At 66.4% G+C, this 18,645-nt stretch carries 22 protein-coding genes and 2 tRNA genes; 16 read left to right on the forward strand and 8 right to left on the reverse strand.

Translation table 11 applies throughout. The features are described from left to right. Nucleotides 1–81 precede the first annotated feature (81 nt). Both ACFSX5_RS07090 and ACFSX5_RS07095 read left to right on the forward strand, forming a co-directional pair. A tRNA-Arg gene (locus ACFSX5_RS07090) sits at nt 82–158 on the forward strand. A gap of 90 nt (nt 159–248) precedes the next feature. Then, the gene (locus ACFSX5_RS07095; protein WP_386832574.1) at nt 249–737 is read left to right on the forward strand and encodes a CAP domain-containing protein; all 489 of its coding nucleotides are present in this window, start codon (nt 249–251) and stop codon (nt 735–737) included. A gap of 3 nt (nt 738–740) precedes the next feature. Here the strand turns inward: ACFSX5_RS07095 and ACFSX5_RS07100 are convergent, their stop codons facing one another. Further along, a complete protein-coding gene (locus ACFSX5_RS07100) occupies nt 741–1,886 on the reverse strand; it encodes a D-alanyl-D-alanine carboxypeptidase family protein (protein ID WP_386832575.1) in 1,146 nt (381 codons plus the stop codon). A 153-nt stretch (nt 1,887–2,039) separates the two neighbouring features. Here ACFSX5_RS07100 and ACFSX5_RS07105 point away from each other — a divergent pair, with 153 nt between their 5' ends. From ACFSX5_RS07105 to aac(3), 3 genes are all read left to right on the forward strand, one after another. Next, entirely contained in the window at nt 2,040–2,612 is a 573-nt protein-coding gene (locus tag ACFSX5_RS07105) for a type 1 glutamine amidotransferase family protein (RefSeq protein ID WP_386832576.1), read from the forward strand. Between the two features lie 70 nt (nt 2,613–2,682). Beyond that, nucleotides 2,683–3,093: a winged helix-turn-helix transcriptional regulator gene (locus ACFSX5_RS07110; RefSeq protein WP_386832577.1), complete on the forward strand. Its 411-nt coding sequence runs from the start codon at nt 2,683–2,685 to the stop codon at nt 3,091–3,093. After that, entirely contained in the window at nt 3,086–3,874 is a 789-nt protein-coding gene (aac(3), locus tag ACFSX5_RS07115) for an aminoglycoside 3-N-acetyltransferase (RefSeq protein WP_386832578.1), read from the forward strand. The genes ACFSX5_RS07110 and aac(3) overlap by 8 nt, the downstream gene beginning before the upstream one ends. A 1,184-nt stretch (nt 3,875–5,058) precedes the next feature. On the opposite strand, the gene ACFSX5_RS07120 is transcribed toward aac(3), so the two are convergent. Continuing rightward, nucleotides 5,059–6,414 (reverse strand): MATE family efflux transporter, encoded by a 1,356-nt coding sequence (locus tag ACFSX5_RS07120; protein ID WP_386832579.1) that lies wholly within the window; start codon nt 6,412–6,414, stop codon nt 5,059–5,061. Between the two features lie 238 nt (nt 6,415–6,652). On the opposite strand from ACFSX5_RS07120, the gene ACFSX5_RS07125 reads away from it, so the two are divergent. The 4 genes from ACFSX5_RS07125 to ACFSX5_RS07140 all read left to right on the forward strand — a co-directional run bounded on the left by ACFSX5_RS07125 (nt 6,653) and on the right by ACFSX5_RS07140 (nt 8,990). Beyond that, nucleotides 6,653–6,736 (forward strand) — tRNA-Leu (locus tag ACFSX5_RS07125). Between the two features lie 133 nt (nt 6,737–6,869). Then, nucleotides 6,870–7,547, forward strand: a complete 678-nt coding sequence (locus ACFSX5_RS07130) for an outer membrane protein (RefSeq protein WP_386832580.1) — start codon at nt 6,870–6,872, stop codon at nt 7,545–7,547. Between the two features lie 27 nt (nt 7,548–7,574). Further along, the gene (locus tag ACFSX5_RS07135; protein WP_386832581.1) at nt 7,575–8,402 is read left to right on the forward strand and encodes a DUF72 domain-containing protein; all 828 of its coding nucleotides are present in this window, start codon (nt 7,575–7,577) and stop codon (nt 8,400–8,402) included. Between the two features lie 78 nt (nt 8,403–8,480). Further along, the gene (locus tag ACFSX5_RS07140; RefSeq protein ID WP_386832582.1) at nt 8,481–8,990 is read left to right on the forward strand and encodes a disulfide bond formation protein B; all 510 of its coding nucleotides are present in this window, start codon (nt 8,481–8,483) and stop codon (nt 8,988–8,990) included. A 2-nt stretch (nt 8,991–8,992) separates the two neighbouring features. On the opposite strand, the gene ACFSX5_RS07145 is transcribed toward ACFSX5_RS07140, so the two are convergent. The 3 genes from ACFSX5_RS07145 to ACFSX5_RS07155 form a co-directional block, all read right to left on the reverse strand. Beyond that, on the reverse strand, nt 8,993–9,550 hold the full coding sequence (locus tag ACFSX5_RS07145) for an HNH endonuclease (protein ID WP_386832583.1): 558 nt from the start codon (nt 9,548–9,550) through the stop codon (nt 8,993–8,995). Nucleotides 9,551–9,639: 89 nt separating this feature from the next. Continuing rightward, a complete protein-coding gene (locus tag ACFSX5_RS07150) occupies nt 9,640–10,302 on the reverse strand; it encodes an alpha/beta hydrolase (protein WP_386832584.1) in 663 nt (220 codons plus the stop codon). Next, nucleotides 10,299–10,892, reverse strand: a complete 594-nt coding sequence (locus ACFSX5_RS07155) for a DNA-3-methyladenine glycosylase family protein (RefSeq protein ID WP_386832585.1) — start codon at nt 10,890–10,892, stop codon at nt 10,299–10,301. Before ACFSX5_RS07155 ends, ACFSX5_RS07150 begins: the two co-directional genes overlap by 4 nt. Before the next feature lie 80 nt (nt 10,893–10,972). On the opposite strand from ACFSX5_RS07155, the gene gluQRS reads away from it, so the two are divergent. After that, nucleotides 10,973–11,830 carry a tRNA glutamyl-Q(34) synthetase GluQRS gene (gene gluQRS, locus ACFSX5_RS07160; protein ID WP_386832586.1) on the forward strand — a complete coding sequence of 286 codons (858 nt, stop codon included), beginning with the start codon at nt 10,973–10,975 and terminating at the stop codon, nt 11,828–11,830. 144 nt (nt 11,831–11,974) lie between these two features. Here the strand turns inward: gluQRS and ACFSX5_RS07165 are convergent, their stop codons facing one another. Beyond that, complete coding sequence (locus tag ACFSX5_RS07165; RefSeq protein ID WP_386832587.1) at nt 11,975–12,961, reverse strand: NAD-dependent epimerase/dehydratase family protein; 987 nt, start codon at nt 12,959–12,961, stop codon at nt 11,975–11,977. A 55-nt stretch (nt 12,962–13,016) separates the two neighbouring features. Here ACFSX5_RS07165 and ACFSX5_RS07170 point away from each other — a divergent pair, with 55 nt between their 5' ends. The 3 genes from ACFSX5_RS07170 to ACFSX5_RS07180 are packed head-to-tail and all read left to right on the forward strand — an operon-like array spanning nt 13,017 to nt 14,738. Further along, a complete protein-coding gene (locus ACFSX5_RS07170; protein WP_386832588.1) occupies nt 13,017–13,937 on the forward strand; it encodes a LysR family transcriptional regulator in 921 nt (306 codons plus the stop codon). 8 nt (nt 13,938–13,945) lie between these two features. Continuing rightward, nucleotides 13,946–14,143, forward strand: coding sequence for a twin transmembrane helix small protein (locus ACFSX5_RS07175; RefSeq protein ID WP_386832589.1), 198 nt, complete (start codon nt 13,946–13,948; stop codon nt 14,141–14,143). A gap of 4 nt (nt 14,144–14,147) precedes the next feature. Further along, nucleotides 14,148–14,738 carry a cob(I)yrinic acid a,c-diamide adenosyltransferase gene (locus tag ACFSX5_RS07180; RefSeq protein WP_386832590.1) on the forward strand — a complete coding sequence of 197 codons (591 nt, stop codon included), beginning with the start codon at nt 14,148–14,150 and terminating at the stop codon, nt 14,736–14,738. A gap of 14 nt (nt 14,739–14,752) precedes the next feature. On the opposite strand, the gene ACFSX5_RS07185 is transcribed toward ACFSX5_RS07180, so the two are convergent. After that, nucleotides 14,753–15,907: a diguanylate cyclase gene (locus ACFSX5_RS07185; protein WP_386832591.1), complete on the reverse strand. Its 1,155-nt coding sequence runs from the start codon at nt 15,905–15,907 to the stop codon at nt 14,753–14,755. Between the two features lie 183 nt (nt 15,908–16,090). On the opposite strand from ACFSX5_RS07185, the gene ACFSX5_RS07190 reads away from it, so the two are divergent. Further along, complete coding sequence (locus ACFSX5_RS07190; RefSeq protein ID WP_386832592.1) at nt 16,091–16,273, forward strand: hypothetical protein; 183 nt, start codon at nt 16,091–16,093, stop codon at nt 16,271–16,273. 4 nt (nt 16,274–16,277) lie between these two features. Continuing rightward, on the forward strand, nt 16,278–16,487 hold the full coding sequence (locus tag ACFSX5_RS07195; RefSeq protein ID WP_386832593.1) for a hypothetical protein: 210 nt from the start codon (nt 16,278–16,280) through the stop codon (nt 16,485–16,487). On the opposite strand, the gene ACFSX5_RS07200 is transcribed toward ACFSX5_RS07195, so the two are convergent. After that, nucleotides 16,484–17,146, reverse strand: a complete 663-nt coding sequence (locus tag ACFSX5_RS07200) for a TlpA disulfide reductase family protein (RefSeq protein WP_386832594.1) — start codon at nt 17,144–17,146, stop codon at nt 16,484–16,486. The genes ACFSX5_RS07195 and ACFSX5_RS07200 overlap by 4 nt on opposite strands. A 19-nt stretch (nt 17,147–17,165) precedes the next feature. On the opposite strand from ACFSX5_RS07200, the gene argH reads away from it, so the two are divergent. Further along, the gene (gene argH, locus ACFSX5_RS07205) at nt 17,166–18,614 is read left to right on the forward strand and encodes an argininosuccinate lyase (RefSeq protein WP_386832595.1); all 1,449 of its coding nucleotides are present in this window, start codon (nt 17,166–17,168) and stop codon (nt 18,612–18,614) included. Nucleotides 18,615–18,645 lie beyond the last annotated feature (31 nt).

An 18,645-nucleotide genomic window follows, 5' to 3' on the forward strand; every position in this document is an offset into this window, starting at 1 on the left:
GCCGCCCCGGAGGTTCCCTCGCAAATATCGGCTGCGCTTTCTGGTTCCCGCTTCGCCTCGGCTTTGCTATGGAAAGCACGTGGTCCCGTAGCTCAGCAGGATAGAGCACAGGATTCCTAATCCTGGGGTCGCGCGTTCGAATCGCGCCGGGATCACCACTCCCCCACATCAGGAGCACGTGGCGCTCCATGATTTGGCCTTGCTGGCGGTCTACCGGCGCGGCTCCCCGTTTCCAACAGGACAGCTCAATGTTGCGCTCCGATTCGTCCCGCCGGTTCCTGCCGGCCGCTCTGGTCCTTGCCGCGGCCGGTCTTGCCCTTTCCGCCTGCAGCATGGGCGGCAGCACGGCCGGGCTCGCGCTCGCCCCCGGCCTCAGCGCCCGCATGGATCAGCCCGGCGCCTCGCTCGACCGCGCCCAGGCGATCGACATCATCAACGCCTATCGCGCCACCAATGGCCTGCCGGCCCTGCAGCACGATCCGGCGCTCGACGGCTCCGCCCAGGCGCTGGCGACCCAATACGCCCAGACCGGCACCCCGCCGCAGACGCCGCAGGAACTGGTAGCGATGAAGCTGAGCGCCGGTTACTCGACCTTCGCCGAAACCTTCTCCGGCTGGCGCAACAATGCGGCCGACGCTGCGGCCCTGCGCGCCAACGCCACCCGCGCCGGCGTGGCCGTGGCCTTCAACCCGGCCTCAACCTATGGCGTGCACTGGGTGCTGGTGCTCGACAACTAAAGCCTAGAGGTGGCTCGGCCGGGGGCGCGGATAGGGGATCGCCGGTCCGCTCAGCCCCGGCCGCAGCTCTCCCGCCAGCGACGCCGCGGCGGTGGGTGCGGTGAACACCGGCACATGCGCCGGGCGGGGCCGTGGCAGCGACACACCAACAGCAATGCGGCCGAGGTCGACCGCAGCATAGCTCGGCGCCACGACGCTATCGGTCAGATAGCTCGGCTGCCCCTCGAGCCCCATCGGGAACGCTGCTTCCTGCGCGGCCACATAGGTCTTGGCCTCCTTGCCGCAGATCTGCGGCCGCATGTCGACCGGCGCGGCGCCGGCATTGTTGGCCAGCGTCAACACTGTCTGTCCCGTCGGCGCCGCCGATCCGGAGAGACCGCGCAGCAGCAGTTCCGCCGTCCGCTCGTTGCGGTCCCGCGCCGACGAGCCGCCCAGCACCACAGCCAGCAGGTTGCGGCCATTGCGCGCCACCGTCGCCACCAGGTTGAGCCCCGAGGCGCAGATATAGCCCGTCTTCATGCCGGTGGTGCCGGCGAACTTGGTCAGCAGGTCATTGTTGGATTCGAACCGCTTGCCGGCAAGCGTCACCTCGCCGGTGCCGAACATCGGCATGAACTGCGGAAAGCTCTGGCGGATATAGAGTCCGAGAACCGCGAGGTCGCGCGCCGTGGTCACCTGCGCCGGGTCGTGCAAGCCGTGCGAATTGGTGAAGCGGGTACCCGTCAGACCCATGCGCGCTGCCACCTCGTTCATCTTGGCGACGAATTGCGGCTCGCTGCCACCAACAGCCTCGGCGATCGCCACCGCCACGTCATTGGCGGACTTCACGATCAGCACATAGAGCGCGTCCTTGAGCGTCATGGCGCTGCCGACCGGCAGCCCTGACTTCGACGGCGCCTGGTTGATCGCGTTCTGCGACAGCGTCACCGGCGTCTCGAGTGTGATCGTGCCCTTGGCCAGTTCCTCGAAGGTGACATAGGCCGTCATCATCTTGGTGAGCGAAGCCGGATGCCAGGGCTGCCCCGCCTCTTCGGCATGCAGCACCTCCAGCGTATCCATGTCGACCAGCAACATCGGATTGGCCTGGACGGGGACCAGGCTCGCCAGAACCAGCGCGAGCACAACAAAGAAACGACGGGCAAGCTGCACGGCCAGCACACTCCAGCTGTGAGGGGGACCGGCAGCTTGTATCAGCCGGTCCGTCGCTTCTCAAGGAAAGCGGGGCAGCTTGAACCGCTTGTGACCTGCTGACACGATCTGGCGGCCCGCAAGGCCAGGGTGGGACACAAAGGAGAGTTCCCCATGACCAAGATCGTGACCATCCTGACCGAGGGCTATGCCGACTGGGAGACGGCCCTGCTCAACGCCGTGGCCCGGCAGTATTATGGGGTGACGACGCTGTTCGCCACACCCGGCGGTGCGCCGGTCACCTCGGCGGGCGGGCTCCGCGTGATGCCCGACCTCGCCGCGGAAGCCATCGACCCCGCAGACCTCGACGCGCTGGTGGTCAATGGCGGCACCGCCTGGAGGCAGCCCGATGCTCCGGATCTGTCGGCACTGCTCTGCGCCGTACGCGATGCCGGCAAGACGGTCGCCGGCATTTGCGACGGAACACTTGCGCTTGCCCGTGCCGGCTTGCTGGACGCCGTGGCCCACACGTCCAACTCACCCGAGAACCTGCCGCCCACCGGCTATCGCGGCGCCGGGCACTATCGCGACCAGCCGCAGGCGGTGGCCGATGGACGGATCGTGACGGCGGCCGGTACGGCCCCGGTCGGCTTCATGGTTGCCGTGCTCGAGACGCTCGGGCTCCGCAATGGCGATCTCGACTTCTATGTCGGGCTGCATGCGGCCGAACACCGCGCGGCTGCCTGAGGGTCGGCGCAGGACTGGTCACATCCGGTAACCGGCACTATATCAGTGCCCAGGTAACAGGAGTTTCGCCATGTCCCTGCACGACACGTCCCAGCACGCCAACTGCACCGCCATGTCGGATGTGCTGAACCGCATCGGCGACAAGTGGAGCGTCATGGTGGTCGGCATGCTCGGCCGCAATGGCACGCTGCGCTTCAACGAACTCAAGCGCCTGATCAACGGCGTGTCGCAGCGCATGCTGACGCTGACCCTGCGCAATCTCGAGCGCGACGGCCTCGTCACCCGCACCATCTACCCCGAGGTACCGCCGCGGGTCGAATACAGCCTGACCGAACTCGGCAAGACCCTGCAGCAGCCGATCAGCGCCCTGTGGGATTGGTCCGCCGAGAACCACCAAGCCATCATCGAAGCCCGCGCCATCTACGACGCCCGCGAAGCCGCCGCCTCCCCGCCGGAGCCGCGCCGCGCCGCCTATGCCTGAACCACGCCGGCCGTGGACCCGCACCGAGCTGGCGGCGCAGTTCCGCTCGGCAGGTCTCGTCCACGGCGACGCGGTGCTGGTTCATGCCAGCCTTCGCAGCATCGGACACGTGCTAGGTGGGCCGGATGCGGTGATCGGCGCCTTGCTCGACGCCGTCGGACCGAACGGCACCATTCTCGGCTATTGCGACTGGCAGTTCGAAGACGAAGTTCTCGCCTTCCCGGAATTGCGCGACCAGATTCCCGCCTTCGACCCCGCATTCTCGCGCTCGATCCGCGACAACGGCGCCTTCCCCGAACTGCTGCGCACCACCCCCGGCGCCCGTCGCAGCGCTGCACCCGGCGCCTCCTGCGCCGCTCTCGGCGCCCGTGCCGACTGGTTCACCGCCGACCACGCCCTCGACTATGGCTACGGCCCGCGATCACCGTTCGGCAAGCTGGTCGAAGCCGGTGGCAAGACCCTGCTCCTCGGCGCACCAAGGGACACCATGACCCTGCTGCACCACGCCGAGCACCTCGCCCGCTTCCCCAACAAGCGCATCCGCCGCTACGAAACGCCCATCCTGGTCGACGGCCGGACCGAGTGGCGCTGGTTCGAGGAGTTCGACACCTCCGAAGTTCCCGACGGCATGGCGGACGACTACTTCGCCACCATCGTCACCGCCTTCCTCGCCACCGGCGAGGGTTGGCAGGGCAGGATCGGCAACGCCGATTCGGTGCTGGTCGAGGCTCGTCCCATGGTGGAGTTCGCAGTCGAATGGATGGAGCAGCGGCTGGGCTGACCGCGCCCACTTACCAGCCACGTCACCCGCGTGACGACACTGAGGGTCGCTGCCCTATCGCTCCTTCGTCATCGCCAGGCCCATTTCGGACAACCCAACTCCCCCGCCCACCACGTGGTTGTCGGCTGCTGCTGTGCCTGCCGCAAGCTTCCTGGACCACCGGGACAAACGCGGTGGTGACGATGTGGAAGTAACCTGCCCTGTCGTTCGTCATTGCCGGGCTTGTCCCGGCAATCCAACTCTCCCCGTCCCGCAAGTCATCCCCGGCAACGCGGGGATCCATTCTTCTCCGGAGCTCAGCAAAGGAGTGGATTCCCGCCCGCGTGGGAATGACGCCATGGTTGTTGGCTGCTGCTGTGCTCCCCGCGACTTCCGGCTGGACCACCGGGACAAGCCCGGCGGTGACGATGTGGAAGTATCCTGCCTGTCGCCTCTCCGTCATTGCCGGGCCTGCCTCAACCCACCTCTCCCGCCCACCACGTCATCCCCGCGAAGGCGGGGATCCATTCTTCCAGTAGCTCAGCAGGAGAATGGATTCCCGCCTGCGCGGGAATGACGCCGTGGTTGTTGGCTGCTGCTGTGCCTCTCGCAAGCTTCCTGGACCACCGGATAAGCCCGGTGGTGACGACGTGAAAATACCCTGCCCTGTCGCCCCTTCGTCATTGCCGGGCTTGTCCCGGCAATCCATTGCTCGTCAGGCGTGATCACGCCCCCACCCAACCTCCCCCACAGGCGGGGGAGGGCCTGCACTGAATTTGCCTCTCCGCCTCAACACCCACCGGCCCGTCCCTCCCCCTTCAGGGGGAGGTTAGGTGGGGGCCGACACCCACCAGCGCCACAAATCTATTCCCCTTATCCCCACCCCCTCCACCTCATGCATACTCCCGCTCATCTCTTCCGCACGGGGCGGCCTGCAACGACCAGTGGCGGAAGGACGGCCGGGCAGGGGAGGTCGCTCTTTCTCTGGGCTCGCGGGTGGTCCGCTCAGGTCCGGCGAGGATGGAATAACTCCATCCCCTGTCCGGAATGGAGTCGTCGCGCCCCGTTCTAAAATCCCGGCGCCTCGAGGCGATGTCGTCTCACCAATCAAATACTCAGAGGCGCGCATCGCCTCGGGGCCCGCTCCTCTTTCAACCGACGGCGATCGCCGGCGGCCGCACGAGCTCGCCGGGAGGTTCAGCGTGCTACACTAGCGCCACGATCGGCTTGCGCTTCCACACGAACTGGTACCAGGCCCCCTGCAGGATCAGCATGGCGGTAAAGCTCGCCGCATAGGCGATCCAGATGCCGGTCAGCCCCAAGCTCGTTCCGCTGAGCCAGATGGCACCGGGGATCTCGATCAGCAGGATACAGGCCAACGCCAGCACCATCGGGGCATAGACCATGCCGCTGGCGCGCATCATGCCCGAAAAGGCCACGCCCCAGCCGAAGCAGACGATGCTCCACAACACCACATAGAGCAGGTTTTCGGTCAGCTCGATCACCTCCGGATCGGTGATGAACAGCCGCACCAGGTTCTCGCTGAAGAGATAAGCCAGCACCACCAGGCCACCGGTGATGACGAAATTGAGCACCAGCGCCGTGCGGGTGATGGCGCCGAGTTCATGGATGCGTCGGGCGCCGATCGCCTGCGCCCCGAGGATCGAGGTGGCGATGCCGATCGACATGGCCGGAAACTGCACATAGCTCATCACCTGCCCGAGCGCACCATAGGCTGCGGTCGCCTGCGAGCCGAAGCGGTTGACGAGGCCCACGACGACGATACCGGCGATGGACGAGATCACCATCTGCAGGCCCGCCGGGACGCCGAGCTTGAGGATCAGGCCCAGCAGCTTCCAGTCCGGCCGCAGCGCCTTGAGCAGCGCCGCATCCGGGGCCAGCGGCATGTTGCGGGCGCGCATATAGACGAACAGGAAGACGAGCACCGACACGAACCCGGCAATGAACGCCCAGGCCGCCGAGTTGACGCCGAGCTGCGGCAGGCCGAACCAGCCCTGGATCAGCGCCGGAGTGAGCACCGCGCCGACCACCATGGACAGGATCAGCGACCACAAGGGCGTCACCGTGTCGCCCACCCCGCGCAGCACCGAGGTGACCACGAGAAAGACGAAGAAGCCGGGCATGCCGATCAACACGATCCGGCCATAGCCCACGGCCATGTCGCGAATGTTCTCGGGCGCCCCGAGCAGCGCCATGATTTCCTCGGTCCACACCACTCCGATGATCGCGACCACCAGACCGAGGGCGACGGTGGCCGTCAGCGTGGTGCCGGTCACCTCCTTGACGCGCTGGACATTGCCCGCGCCCCAGGCCTGCCCGATCAGGATGGTGGCGCCGGCGCTCAGCCCGATCACGAAACTCATCAGGAAGAACATGATGGGGAAGAAGGTCGCGGTCGCCGCCAGCGCCTCGACCCCGATCATCTGGCCGATGAAGATCGAGTTGATGGTCCCCGACAGCGCCTGCAGGATGTTGGATGCCATCAGCGGCACGAGGAAGATGCTGAACCGCTGCCACAGCGGACGCTCGCTACCGGTCATCGAGGAAGCTCCAGTTCTGGTCCCGGTTGTTCCGAGCCCAACAAGCAGCAACGCCATTCTGAATGGACGGCTGCGGGCACCAATTCACATTCCGCTGACGGGAATGCAGGCTGGACAGGCACGGACGGGCGCAGATATGCGGCACCCTGTAGTCCCGGTCCCAACCAGCGTCAACTGCAGAGCATCGGTGCAATTCCCGCTTCCGCATCGCCCCGAATTCGACTAGACACGCCTTTGTGCCCCTCTGGCGGAATGGTAGACGCAGAGGACTCAAAATCCTCCGCCGCGAGGCATGTCAGTTCGAGTCTGACGGGGGGCACCATCCTTCTCATCCCTGCGCTTCATTCCCGCCTCACAGCGTGTGCAAACGCGCGCGTTAACCCTGTTCCTTACCGGCTCGTTAATGTGTCCGTCGCAATTTGCGGCAAAGACCATCTGACCCAACGAGGACCGAGATGAAGCGCGTAGTCCTGCTTCTGTCCGCTGCGACCCTGATGACCTCCACCGCTGCCGCCGCCGATCTCGGCTGGAACAGCGGCGCCAGCCCCATGTACTCGCCCAGCCCGGCAACGAACTGGTCCGGCTTCTATGCCGGCGTTGCCGGCGGCTACGGCTTCGGCTCCTTCACCCGCCAGCCCACCGGTGGCGGCGCACAGATCGACACCAGCGCCGGCGGCTTCAACATCGGCCTGACCGCCGGCTACAATGCCGACATGGGCGGCTTCGTCATCGGCGGCGAAACAGACCTGCAGTATTCGGCCATCGGCTATTCCGAACCCATTCCCGGCGGCAGCACCTTCAAGGCCTCGACCGACTTCTTCGGCACCGTTCGCGCCCGCGGCGGCATGACCTTCGGTTCGGTCATGCCCTTCGTCACCGGTGGTTTCGCCTATGGCCGGGGCACCGCAAGCGTCACCGACGCTGCCAATGTGGTGACCTCGCAGTCCAACACCCACTACGGCTGGACTCTCGGCGCGGGCCTTGAGGCCAAGGCCACCGAGAATATCTCGATCAAGGCCGAATACATGTACGTCAACCTCGGCACCCAGCCCTACAACCTCGGGACAGCCGGCAGTTTCGACGTGACGCAGAACTTCAGTGTCATCCGCGCCGGAGTGAACTACAAGTTCTAGCCGGAACCACAATCGGGAAGAGCGCGCATGCCAGGCCAGATTCGCACCGGAACCGCCGGTTGGGTCTATGAGCCGTGGCGGGGCACGTTCTTCCCCGCCGGGCTGGTGCAGAAGAAAGAGCTCGCCTATGCCAGCGAGCGCCTCGGCAGCATCGAGATCAACGCCACCTTCCGCGCCACCCAGAAGCCCGACAGCTTCCGCAAATGGGCCGGCGAAGCCCGCGAGGGATTTGTCTTCTCGATCAAGGGCCCGCAGCTCGTCACCCATATCAAGCGGCTCAAGGACTGCCGCCAGGAGCTCGCCAACTTCTTCGCTTCGGGCCCCTTGGCGCTGGGCGAAAAGCTCGGCCCCTTCATCTGGCAGCTTCCCCCGAACCTGGGCTTCAAGCCCGAGGTCTTTTCAAGCTTCCTTGAGATGCTGCCGAAAACCACTGACGCCTATCTGGCCCTCGCCGGCACCGCCGACGGCCGGCTCAAGACCCCACCCTTTCTCGATGCCACCGGCGTCCCCACCATCCGGCACGCGGTCGAAACTCGCCATCCGAGCTTCGACACGCCCGAAGCCGATGAACTGATCCGCACACACAATGTCGCCCGCGTCATTGCCGACACCGTCGACAACCCACGACGTGAGTTCACCGCCGATTTCGCCTATTGCCGTCTGCAGGGCCCCGCTCGTCCCGGCGCCAGCGGCTATACCGAAGTCGACATCGCCGATTGGGCGAGCACCGTCCGTGGCTGGGCCGACGCCGGCCGCGACGTCTTCGCCTACTTCGTCCACGAGGACAAACTGCACGCCCCCGCCAACGCCATCGCCCTGCGCCAGGCGGCAGGCATCACCCTGCCGGGCGATTGATCACTTCGCCGTTCGGCACTGGTTTTCCCCCGCGCCGCCCGCTATCGCTGCCCAGCAGCGTCACACCGGACTAGCCCAATGGCCCAGCTCTCCCTCCCCACCGACAAGCTCGCGGCCGGCGCCGCTTTCCTCCTCGGCCTCGCCACCATCCTCGGTGCCCTCGGCTCGCAATTCATCGGCGGCCTCGTCCCTTGCGAGCTCTGCCTCGAGCAGCGCCAGCCCTACTACTGGGGTCTGCCGATCCTGGCCGCCGTGCTGGTGCTGTGGAACCGCCTGCCGCTGGCCGTCTGGTATATCGCCATGGCCATCGTCACTGCGCTGTTCGTCTGGAGCGCCTATATGGGCGTCTTCCACGCCGGCGTCGAATGGGGCTTCTGGCCCGGTCCCACCGCCTGCACCGGCGTCGGCGAAGGCTTCAGCTTCGACTCGCTGAACAATCTCAACGACGTCCACATCGTCGGCTGCGACGTGGTGCAGTTCCGCTTCCTCGGCATTTCGCTGGCCGGCTTCAACGCCCTGATCTCGCTGGCGATCGTCGCTCTCTTGGCCATCGCCATCCTCGCGCAGGCCCGTCGCGCCCGCCCCTGATCTCAGGGCTCGAGCTCGATGTCCCAGTAGAGGTAGTCGAGCCAGCTCTGGTGCAGGTGGTTGGGCGGAAAGGCCCGGCCGTTGTTGTGGAGGTCGTGCACCGTCGGGTGATACGGCCGCTGATGCGGGAACATCTTGATCTCGCTCGGCAGCCTGTTCGCCTTCTTGAGATTGCAGGGCGCACAGGCGGCGACGACGTTCTCCCAGGTGGTCTGCCCTCCCTTGGAGCGCGGGATCACGTGGTCGAAGGTCAGATCGTCCTTGGAGCCGCAATACTGGCACTGAAAGCGGTCGCGCAGGAACACGTTGAAGCGGGTGAAGGCAGGGTGCCGCGCCGGCTTCACATAGTCCTTGAGCGACACCACGCTCGGCAGCTGCATGGCGAAGCTGGGGGAGCGGATGACAGTGTCGTAGTAGGAGACGATGTTGACCCGTTCCAGGCAAACCGCCTTGATCGCATCCTGCCAGGACCACAATGACAGTGGGTAGTAGCTGAGCGGACGGTAGTCCGCGTTCAGCACAAGTGCGGGACACGCCTCAGGCGACACATGGATTGTCACTTGAGGCTCCCGTGGAGGGAATCGAGTACGTCCATAGCGCGCTTATACTACGCGCTTTGTGTCGAGGCTGTGAAGCGGGGGACGAACCGTTATTTACCGGCGACGCGGCGGATGAACTCGGTGGCGAATGCCAGCCCGTCCGGCGAGATCGAGTGGGCCGTGCCGGGGCTCACATGATAGCTGACATCGTATCCGGCGGCCCGCAACGCCGCATCGGCTTCCGCCGACCGTTCGGGAGCGACCACATCGTCCATGTCACCGTGGATGAGGCATACCGGCGGCTTGGCATGGGGCCGAGTTCCGAAGTCCTTTGGCGGCAGGAAGGCGCCGGCCACCGCGACAATGCCCATCAGCGGCCGGTCCATCGACAGACCGGTGTGCAGCGCCATCATCGCCCCCTGGCTGAAGCCGCCGAGCAGCGTCCGTTCCGGAGTGATGCCGGTCTGCGCCCACATCGCCTCGAGAAACTCCACTAGCACCGGCCGCGCGGTTTCGACACCGGTCTGCCGGCTCGCCAGCCGATCCCCTTCGAAGGCCACGTCGAACCACTGGTAACCGGCCGACAGCATGCGGCAGGGGTCGGGCGCGTTGGGAGACACGAACAGCGCCTCGGGCAACAGGTCCTGCCAGTAGGGCGCAAGGCCGATCAGGTCGTTGCCGTCACTGCCATAGCCGTGCAGCAGCACCACCGCCATGGTGGGCTGGGCGCCAGACTTGGGCAGCAGCATCGGGCCGGAGAGTTTGGCGGTCACAACAGGATCCCTTCGCGGTCGCGGAGCACGGCGAACAGCCGCCAGAACAGCAGCGCCGCCGCGGAGCGGTGTGGCGCCCAGCGGGCGGCGATGGCGACCATCTCCTTGATCGTGGGCCGCGCGTCAAGCGCCAGGCCGTGCTGCACGGCCTTGAGCAAAGCGAGGTCACCGGCCGGAAAAACGTCCGGGTGGTTGGCGCAGAACAAGAGGTACACCTCGGCAGTCCACGGGCCTATCCCCTTGTGAGCGGTGAGATATTTCACAGCCTCCGCCGCTGGCAGAGTCTCCAGGTGCGAGAAATCGAGCTCGCCGGCAACCATCGCCTCGGCGATCACCCTGAGGGTGCGGTACTTGGCGCCCGATTGTCCGGTGGCCCGCACGGTGGCCTCGTCGAGCGCCAGGAAAGTGGCCGGATTCAGGGCTCCTGGCAGTAGTTCGAAGCGGCTCCAGATGGCGGTGGCGCTGGCGACGGAGACCTGCTGGCCGGTGATGACGCGGGCGATGCCGGCGAAGCCGGAGGGGTAAAGCCGGGGCAGAACGGGGCCAACCGTGTTGCGTATCGTTACCAGTAGCGGGTCAACTGCAGTCAAAGCGTCAAGATGTGCAGCAATTGCGGCTGCACTGTCGAGGCGCGGTGGCAGGGCGGGGGTCGCCGTGCTAGAAATCCGCCGTGAACTCGCCTCCATCCGCTCCCGTTCTCCGTTTCGCCCCCAGCCCGAATGGGCTGCTGCATCTGGGGCATGCCTATTCCGCCCTCTACACCTGGGCCGCCGCCGATCGCCTCGGTGGCGTCGCGCTGCTGCGGATCGAAGACATCGACACCGAACGCTGTAAACCCGAATTCGTCGACGCGATTTTTCGTGACCTGCATTGGCTCGGCCTCGACTGGCCGGAGCCGGTGATGCAGCAGTCAGACCGCTTCGGCATCTATGCCGAGGCTGCCAGCCGCCTGCGCGACAACGGCCTGCTCTATCCCTGCTTCTGTTCGCGCAGCGAGATCGCAGCAGCCGCAACCGGCACCGATCCGGATGGCGCGCCTCTCTACCCCGGCACCTGCCGGCACATGAGCAACGCCGAGCGCATCGAGCGGCTGGAACGTGGCGACCCGGTGCAGTTCCGGCTCGACAGTGAGGCGGCCATCCTCCGCGCCGGCATGCTGACCTATACCGTAGTGGGCCCGACGGTGACGGATCGGCCGCAGGTGCGCTATGCCCGGCCGGAGCGCTGGGGCGACGTGGTGCTGCAGCGCAAGGACATGCCCACGAGCTATCATCTGAGCGTGGTGGTCGATGATGCCGACCAGGGCATCACCCACGTGACCCGGGGCCGGGACATGGAGGCGGCGACCGACATCCATGTCCTGCTGCAGATGCTGCTGGGCCTGCCGAGCCCGATCTACCACTTCCACCGGCTGCTGCTCGACGACCAAGGGCACAAGCTCAGCAAGTCACGAGGTTCGAAGAGCCTCGCCGATTTGCGGGCGGATGGGTGGACACCGGAAGAGGTCAGGCGGGCGGCGGGGATTTAGGCAACGCGACCCGCCCCTCCTCTCGGCAGGAACCGCAGCGCTGAACCCCTCACCCGCCGCTCCGCGGCGACCTCTCCCCTCAGGGGAGAGGTGAAAGGAGCTACTACGCCGGGGTGACACCGAGTGTGTTGGTGATTCAGTGGTTCAGGCCGCAGCTTTCTCCTGGTTGCCGAGGAGGTCGGTCACCGTGGCTGAGACCGCCTGTTCGAATGGCGTGGTGACGCCGGGGCCGAGCAGTGCGTCGAGGCGTGGGTCCACCAGTTCCATCTCGTTCTGCCACAGATAGCGCATGCGGAAGAGGTCGCGCATGACCGGGTTCACCAGCCCCACCGCCCGCAGCAGCCACCACGGGAAGGGCGACACCGTCACCGGGTGCGGCAGCACCGTCTGCACCGCAGCCATGATCTGCCCATGCGACACCCAATGACCGGCGAAGTGGAAGTTTTCGAAGCGGGAGAACTCGGCCCTCCGATCCGCCAGGGCGGCGAAAGCGCGGCCGAGATCCGGCAGGTAGGCCCAGGAATGGCGCTTTTCGAGATCGCCCAAATGGTAGAGCCGGCCCTTGCGATAGTCCATCAGCATCGCCGCGCCGTACCACTCGTCGTGGTTGCCGGGGCCGAAGAAATCGCCGGCGCGCACCACCAGCACCTGAAAGCCCCGGTGCTCGGCCGCCTCGCGCAGCATCCCTTCCAGCCGGATGCGGATGGCGCCACGCGGCACCTCCCCTTCCTGACGCAGGCGCGGATCGACGACGCGGTCGCCGGCGCGATAATTGTAGATGGTTCCGGGGAAGACCAGCGTCTTGCCGGTGCCGCTCATGGCATCGATCACCACCTGAAGCTGCGCCTCGGCGCGGCCATTGCCCCATTGGTCGTAGCGCAGGTGCAGGCCGTTGACGACCACGTCGGCCTCGGCGATCGCTTTCTTCACCGCGGCGATGTCATTGGCGTCGCCCTGAACGAAGCGGGTGCCGTCGACGGGCTTGCGGTTTGCCCGGCCGAAGCCGGTGACGCTCCATCCCGCCTCCCGAAAGGCCAGCATGGCGGCGTGGCCGATATGGCCGTTGCTGCCGAGAATGGTGACGTTGCCCTTGCTCATGATCTGCTCCATCGCTGTGATGGACAGGAGCATGACACCCACACTATCGTATGGGCATTCGCCAAGATCGTGGGTTCGGCATTCAAGAATGAAGAGAGAACCGGATTGGGCCCTGTGGCGCAGCTTCGCGGCCGTGGTCGAGCATGGCTCGCTATCCGGTGCGGCTCGCGCCCTGTCGCTGAGCCAGCCGACCGTGGGCCGGCACGTCGAAGCCCTGGAAGCCGATCTCGGGCTCAACCTGTTCGACCGGGCGCTGTCCGGCCTCAAACCCACCGAGGCGGCACTGCGCCTCTATGAGCCGGTGGCGCGGGCGCGCTCTTCGCTGGCGGAAGCGGCCATTCTCGCCGACGGGGCGCAGGCGCAGGAAGAGGCCGGTGGCAGTGTCCGCATCACCGCGAGCGCGGTGATCTCCAACTATGTGCTGCCCGCCATTCTCGCCGACATTCGCCGGCGGCACCCGCGCATCACCCTCGAGATCGTGCCATCCGACTCCGCCGAGAACCTGTTGATGCGCGAAGCGGACATCGCCCTGCGCATGTTCCGCCCGACGCAGCTCGAACTCGTCACCCGCCATCTGGGCGACATCCGACTGGTGCCGACCGCTCACGAAAGCTATCTCGCACGCCGCGGCATGCCGACGACCATCGCCGACCTGTGGCAGCACGACCTGATCGGCTTCGACCGCTCCGACGCCATCATCGTTCATGCCCGCGGGCTCGGCTTCCAGTTGACGCGTGAGGATTTTGCACTGCGCTCGGACGACCAGCCGCATCTGTGGGAGCTGATGAAAGCCGGTCTCGGCATCGGGTTCACCCAGCTCAATCTGGTGGAGCGCACCCCCGGCATGGTGGCGATCCCGATCGAATTGTCCATTCCACCCCTGCCGATGTGGCTCACCACGCACAGCCAGTTGTTCACCTCGCACCGGATCCGTGCCATCTATGACGCTCTTGCCGAGGGGCTCGTCACCTATCTGAAACCAGCATCCTCTGCACCCATTCCGCGTTAGGTTGCCCCATGGAAACGCTGCTCAATATCGCTATCGCCCTTGCCCTGCTTTTCGTGGTGGTCGTTCTCGGCATGGGGCTGTGGAACATGCTCAAGGGCGGCCCCGGCAACACCAGCCAGAAACTGATGCGCCTGCGCGTGATCGGCCAGGCCATCGCCATCGCCCTGCTGCTCGGCGCGCTGTTCCTGTTCGGGCAGGGCCGCTAGGGCCATGATCAAGATCAACAAGATATACACCCGCACCGGGGATGACGGCACTACCGGGTTGGTGCGCGGGCCGCGCCGGCCCAAGCACGACATCCGCATCGAAGCGTACGGCACCGTCGATGAAGCCAACGCCGCCATCGGGCTGGCGCGCCTGCATACCGGCGCCATGCCCAAGGTCGACATGCTGCTGGCGCGCGTCCAGAACGACCTGTTCGACGTAGGGTCGGACCTCGCCACGCCGGGCGACGACGAGGATGCCCAGCACCCCACGCTCCGCGTCCGCCCGGTTCAGACTGCGTTCATCGAAAAGCAGATCGACCACTACAACGGCAATCTGACGCCCCTGACCAGCTTCGTGCTGCCGGGTGGCTCGCCGCTGTCCGCCGCGCTCCATCTCGCCCGCACCGTGGTGCGCCGGGCCGAGCGTCGCGCCACCGAGCTATCCGCCGCCGAACCGGATACCAGCGCCGAAGCGGTGCGCTATCTCAATCGCCTGTCCGACCTGCTGTTCGTGCTTGGCCGGGTGGCCAACAGCAATGGCGAGCGGGACGTGCTCTGGGTGCCGGGCGCCAACAGCGACCTCAAGAAGAGCTGAGACAGGCGTGCCGGTCAGGCGACGCGACGCCGCGCCCGGCGACGTTCGGGCATTTCCCGGCTTGGCCGGATGGGGGCTGGCGGCTCGAACAGCACCTCGCCTGCAAATACCACCCGGTTCCGCCCGCCACGCTTGGCCGCATAAAGCGCGGCATCGGCCTGGGTGAACAGGGTTGTGGCCGGCATAGTGCCCTTCGCGACGGCAACGCCGATGCTGATGGTGATCTGTAGCGGCCGGCCCTGCCACTCGATCTCCATGCCCTCCACTGCCGCGCGCAGCCGCTCGGCCACCGCCGTTGCTTCCGGCACACCTGTATCCGGCAAGAGGATCGACAGTTCCTCCCCGCCAAGGCGCGCCAGCAGATCCTTGCGCCGGAGATTGGCCCGCAGCGTCGCCGCCAGCCGTTGCAGCACATAGTCGCCGGCCGCATGACCATGGGTGTCGTTGACCAGCTTGAAGTGATCGACGTCGACGATGAGCAGGCTTGCCGGACGTTCCTCTACCCTGAGGCCGTCCATGCCCTGTTCGAAGGCGCGTCGATTGGGCAGGCCGGTCAACGGATCGGTCAAGGCGTTGCGGCGCCAGTGTTGTTCACGAGCAATCTGGCGAAGTTCGCGCTCGATGAAGAGGCCGAGAAACAGCGCGTCCACCACCGACGCGGAAACGATGTAAGGGGCGATGTGGATCAGCATGGTCACCAGGAGCGAGTAGCCCAGCACGGCCGAGGCAAGCAGGTGCAGCGAGATCAGCACGCCAAGCCCGAGCAGACTGCCGACACCCAGGGGACCCCGAGGCTTCAGCCAGTACCGCCACACCAGCCCCAGCACGGCAGCAATCACGATGCCGGCAAGGCCCGGACCCACCCCTGCCCCGCCGATCAGGATCCGCACGCTGCCCGCCATGACCGCGGCCAGCAGGGCGGCCGGCCATCCGGCGAAGGCGGCACCGAACCCCACGATCAGAGCACGGCCGTCGATCTGCACCCCCTCAGCCAGTTGCGCGGGTTCGAACATCGCGAGGACCGCGCCGCCGCCGAAGATGCAGCCCTGTACCAGGCTGCGGACCAGCGGCGGCCATTCGGTGCGCTCCACGGCACCGAAGGCGACCGCGATCAGCGCCAGATAGCCGAGCGTCTGGAACAGCGACAGGATAACCTGGGGAACAAGCAAGGCGGCACCCGGAGTTGTTGCCCGACAAACGTCCTGACCCGCCACCTGAGGCATCCGATCGACGCGCTCGCTTGTGACGCGGTTAACAGCCCATGAAGACCGGCATCTGCTCCCGCCGGTGCACCTTTCCTTTACTTCCGCAGCCTAGCCTGCGGCTCTCGACGGGTGCAAAGGACGGCAGTGGTGAACACCGATCTGGCCATGCAGATGGTGACGATGAACTCCGCGGCGACGCAGCACGCCACGCAAATCGCCGTGCTGAAGAAGACCCAAGAGATGCAGCAGAACCTCATGGACACGCTGATGCAGACCGCCCTCGCCGCGCCGCCGCCCGGCCAGGGTCTCAAGGTCGACAAGCAGGCGTGAAGCGATGGGCAACGGCATCGGCATAGCTCCGGCCGTGATGATCAACCGCATGGTGCACGAGGCGGGCGTGCCGAAAGACGCTCAGCTTTCCGAAGTGGCCCGCCTGACCACGTCGCTGCGCCAGGCGCAGGCGGAAGAGCAGGCCCGCAACCCCGATCCGGACCCAGGCGCCACCACCGTCGTCAACGGCGCCGAGGTCGACCGGCTGATTTAGCCGGACAGCCCGATCAGCGCTTCGACCACGGCTTCGCCGTCCGGGGTGTGCCATTCGGCCGGCCCCTGCAGCACGGCCAGCTCGCAGCCCTCGCGATCCAGCAGCAGTGTCGCCGGCAGGCCGATGGCCACGGCTTCCCGCTTCAGCCGGTCGAAGGCGGCAAAGCTGGTGTCGGCATAAAGCGGCAGGTGCTGGAACTGCCCTTCGTCGAGGAAGTCCTTGGCCTTCCCGAGCCCGCTCTCGCCGATGTCGAGGTTGATCGGCAGCACCATGAAGCTGTCGGAATTGTACTTGGCGGCGATGGCATCGAGCGCCGGCATCTCTTCGCGGCAGGGCACGCACCAGCTGGCCCAGAAGTTGACCAGGAGCGCCTTGCCCTCGAAATCGGCGATGGTCAGCGCCTGCCCCTCGGCATCGGTGAAGGCGAGATCGGCATAGCCGCGTCCGTGTCCCGTGCCGGTCACCGCGGCGAGTTCACCCACGGCGGCGATGTCCATCGCTTCGCCGGCAGCGGTCTGCGCCGGGCATTCGCTGGCGGCGCCGCCATTGCCCAGCACCAGCCATGCCGCTATAGACCCGGCGACCACGGCCAGCCCGATTGCGGCCGGCAGGAGCCAGTGCCGGGCAGGGTGCGGGTTCGAATGCGGGTCCATCTGCATGGTGCCTCCGGAGACCAGAATGAGCAACAAGATGTGGGGCGGCCGGTTCGCCTCTGGGCCCGATGCCATCATGGAGGAGATTAATGCCTCCATCGGCTTCGACCAGCGCCTGTATCGCCAGGATATTGCCGGATCGAAGGCCCATGCCACAATGCTCGCGGCGACGGGCATACTGACGCAGGCCGATCGCGACGCCATCCTGTCCGGCCTCGACACGGTGCTTGGAGAGATCGAAGCGGGCACGTTCACCTTCTCGCGCGCGCTCGAAGACATCCACATGAACGTCGAATCGCGGCTGCGCGAGCTGATCGGCGATGCCGCCGGGCGGCTCCACACCGCCCGCTCCCGCAACGACCAGGTGGCGACCGATTTCCGCCTCTATGTGCGCGACAGCATCGACACGCTGGTGGCGCAGGTTCGCAGCCTGCAACTCGCCCTCGTCACCCGCGCCGAGGAAGAGGCCGACACCATCCTGCCCGGCTTCACGCACCTGCAGAACGCCCAGCCGGTGACCTTCGGCCACCATCTGCTCGCCTATGTCGAAATGCTGGGGCGCGATGCGGGCCGGCTGCTGGATGCGCGCAAGCGCCTCAACGAGTCGCCGCTGGGGTCCGCCGCACTTGCGGGCACTCCCTACCCGATCGACCGCCAGATGACCGCCGAGGCGCTCGGCTTCGACCGGCCGACCGCCAATTCGCTCGATGCGGTGTCGGACCGCGACTTCGTGCTCGAGACGCTGAGCGCCGCCGCCATCTGCGGCATGCACCTGTCCCGCTTCGCCGAGGAGATGGTGATCTGGAGCTCGGCGCAGTTCGGCTTCGTGCGGCTCAGCGACAAGTTCACCACCGGCTCCTCGATCATGCCGCAGAAGCGCAATCCGGATGCGGCGGAACTGGTGCGCGCCAAGGTGGGGCGCATTGTCGGGGCGCTGACCAGCTTGACCGTGGTGATGAAGGGGCTGCCACTCGCCTATTCCAAGGACATGCAGGAGGACAAGGAGGTCGCCTTCGACGCTCTCGACGCCCTCTCGCTCTCCCTCGCCGCGATGACCGGCATGGTTGGGGACATGCAGCCCAACCGTGAGCGCATGCGCGCCTCCGCCGCCGCCGGCTTCTCGACCGCCACCGACGTCGCCGACTGGCTGGTGCGCGAGGCGGGGATTCCGTTCCGCGACGCGCATCACATCACCGGGCAGATCGTTGCCCTAGCCGAGCAGAAGGGCTGTGGGCTCGAGGGGCTGACCATCGAGGACTTCAAGTTCGTCGACCAGCGCATCGACAGCCGCATCCACAAGGTGCTGACCGTCGACGCTTCGGTGGCTGCCCGCAAGAGCTATGGCGGCACCGCCCCCGCCAATGTGCTGGAGCAGGCGGCACGCTGGAAGACCGAACTCACCGGCAAGCCGCACGCACCGCGTCCACTGTCGCCGAAGCGGCATGGCGGCCATGGCGATGGCGGGGTTGAATAGCAGCGGCGAATAGGCGACCGTTCCGCTGAAG

The sequence above is a fragment of the Devosia albogilva genome (assembly GCF_042685625.1).
GTDB classification, from domain to species: Bacteria; Pseudomonadota; Alphaproteobacteria; order Rhizobiales; family Devosiaceae; genus Devosia; species Devosia albogilva.

Bases quoted from the DNA above. Each gene is read 5' to 3' on its own strand.
- ACFSX5_RS07095 (WP_386832574.1), top strand. From the start codon at position 249: ATGTTGCGCTCCGATTCGTCCCGCCGGTTCCTGCCGGCCGCTCTGGTC.
- ACFSX5_RS07105 (WP_386832576.1), top strand. From the start codon at position 2,040: ATGACCAAGATCGTGACCATCCTGACCGAGGGCTATGCCGACTGGGAG.
- ACFSX5_RS07110 (WP_386832577.1), top strand. From the start codon at position 2,683: ATGTCCCTGCACGACACGTCCCAGCACGCCAACTGCACCGCCATGTCG.
- ACFSX5_RS07120 (WP_386832579.1), bottom strand. From the start codon at position 6,414: ATGACCGGTAGCGAGCGTCCGCTGTGGCAGCGGTTCAGCATCTTCCTC.
- ACFSX5_RS07130 (WP_386832580.1), top strand. From the start codon at position 6,870: ATGAAGCGCGTAGTCCTGCTTCTGTCCGCTGCGACCCTGATGACCTCC.
- ACFSX5_RS07135 (WP_386832581.1), top strand. From the start codon at position 7,575: ATGCCAGGCCAGATTCGCACCGGAACCGCCGGTTGGGTCTATGAGCCG.
- ACFSX5_RS07140 (WP_386832582.1), top strand. From the start codon at position 8,481: ATGGCCCAGCTCTCCCTCCCCACCGACAAGCTCGCGGCCGGCGCCGCT.
- ACFSX5_RS07165 (WP_386832587.1), bottom strand. From the start codon at position 12,961: ATGCTCCTGTCCATCACAGCGATGGAGCAGATCATGAGCAAGGGCAAC.
- ACFSX5_RS07170 (WP_386832588.1), top strand. From the start codon at position 13,017: ATGAAGAGAGAACCGGATTGGGCCCTGTGGCGCAGCTTCGCGGCCGTG.
- ACFSX5_RS07175 (WP_386832589.1), top strand. From the start codon at position 13,946: ATGGAAACGCTGCTCAATATCGCTATCGCCCTTGCCCTGCTTTTCGTG.
- ACFSX5_RS07180 (WP_386832590.1), top strand. From the start codon at position 14,148: ATGATCAAGATCAACAAGATATACACCCGCACCGGGGATGACGGCACT.
- ACFSX5_RS07195 (WP_386832593.1), top strand. From the start codon at position 16,278: ATGGGCAACGGCATCGGCATAGCTCCGGCCGTGATGATCAACCGCATG.
- ACFSX5_RS07200 (WP_386832594.1), bottom strand. From the start codon at position 17,146: ATGCAGATGGACCCGCATTCGAACCCGCACCCTGCCCGGCACTGGCTC.
- argH (WP_386832595.1), top strand. From the start codon at position 17,166: ATGAGCAACAAGATGTGGGGCGGCCGGTTCGCCTCTGGGCCCGATGCC.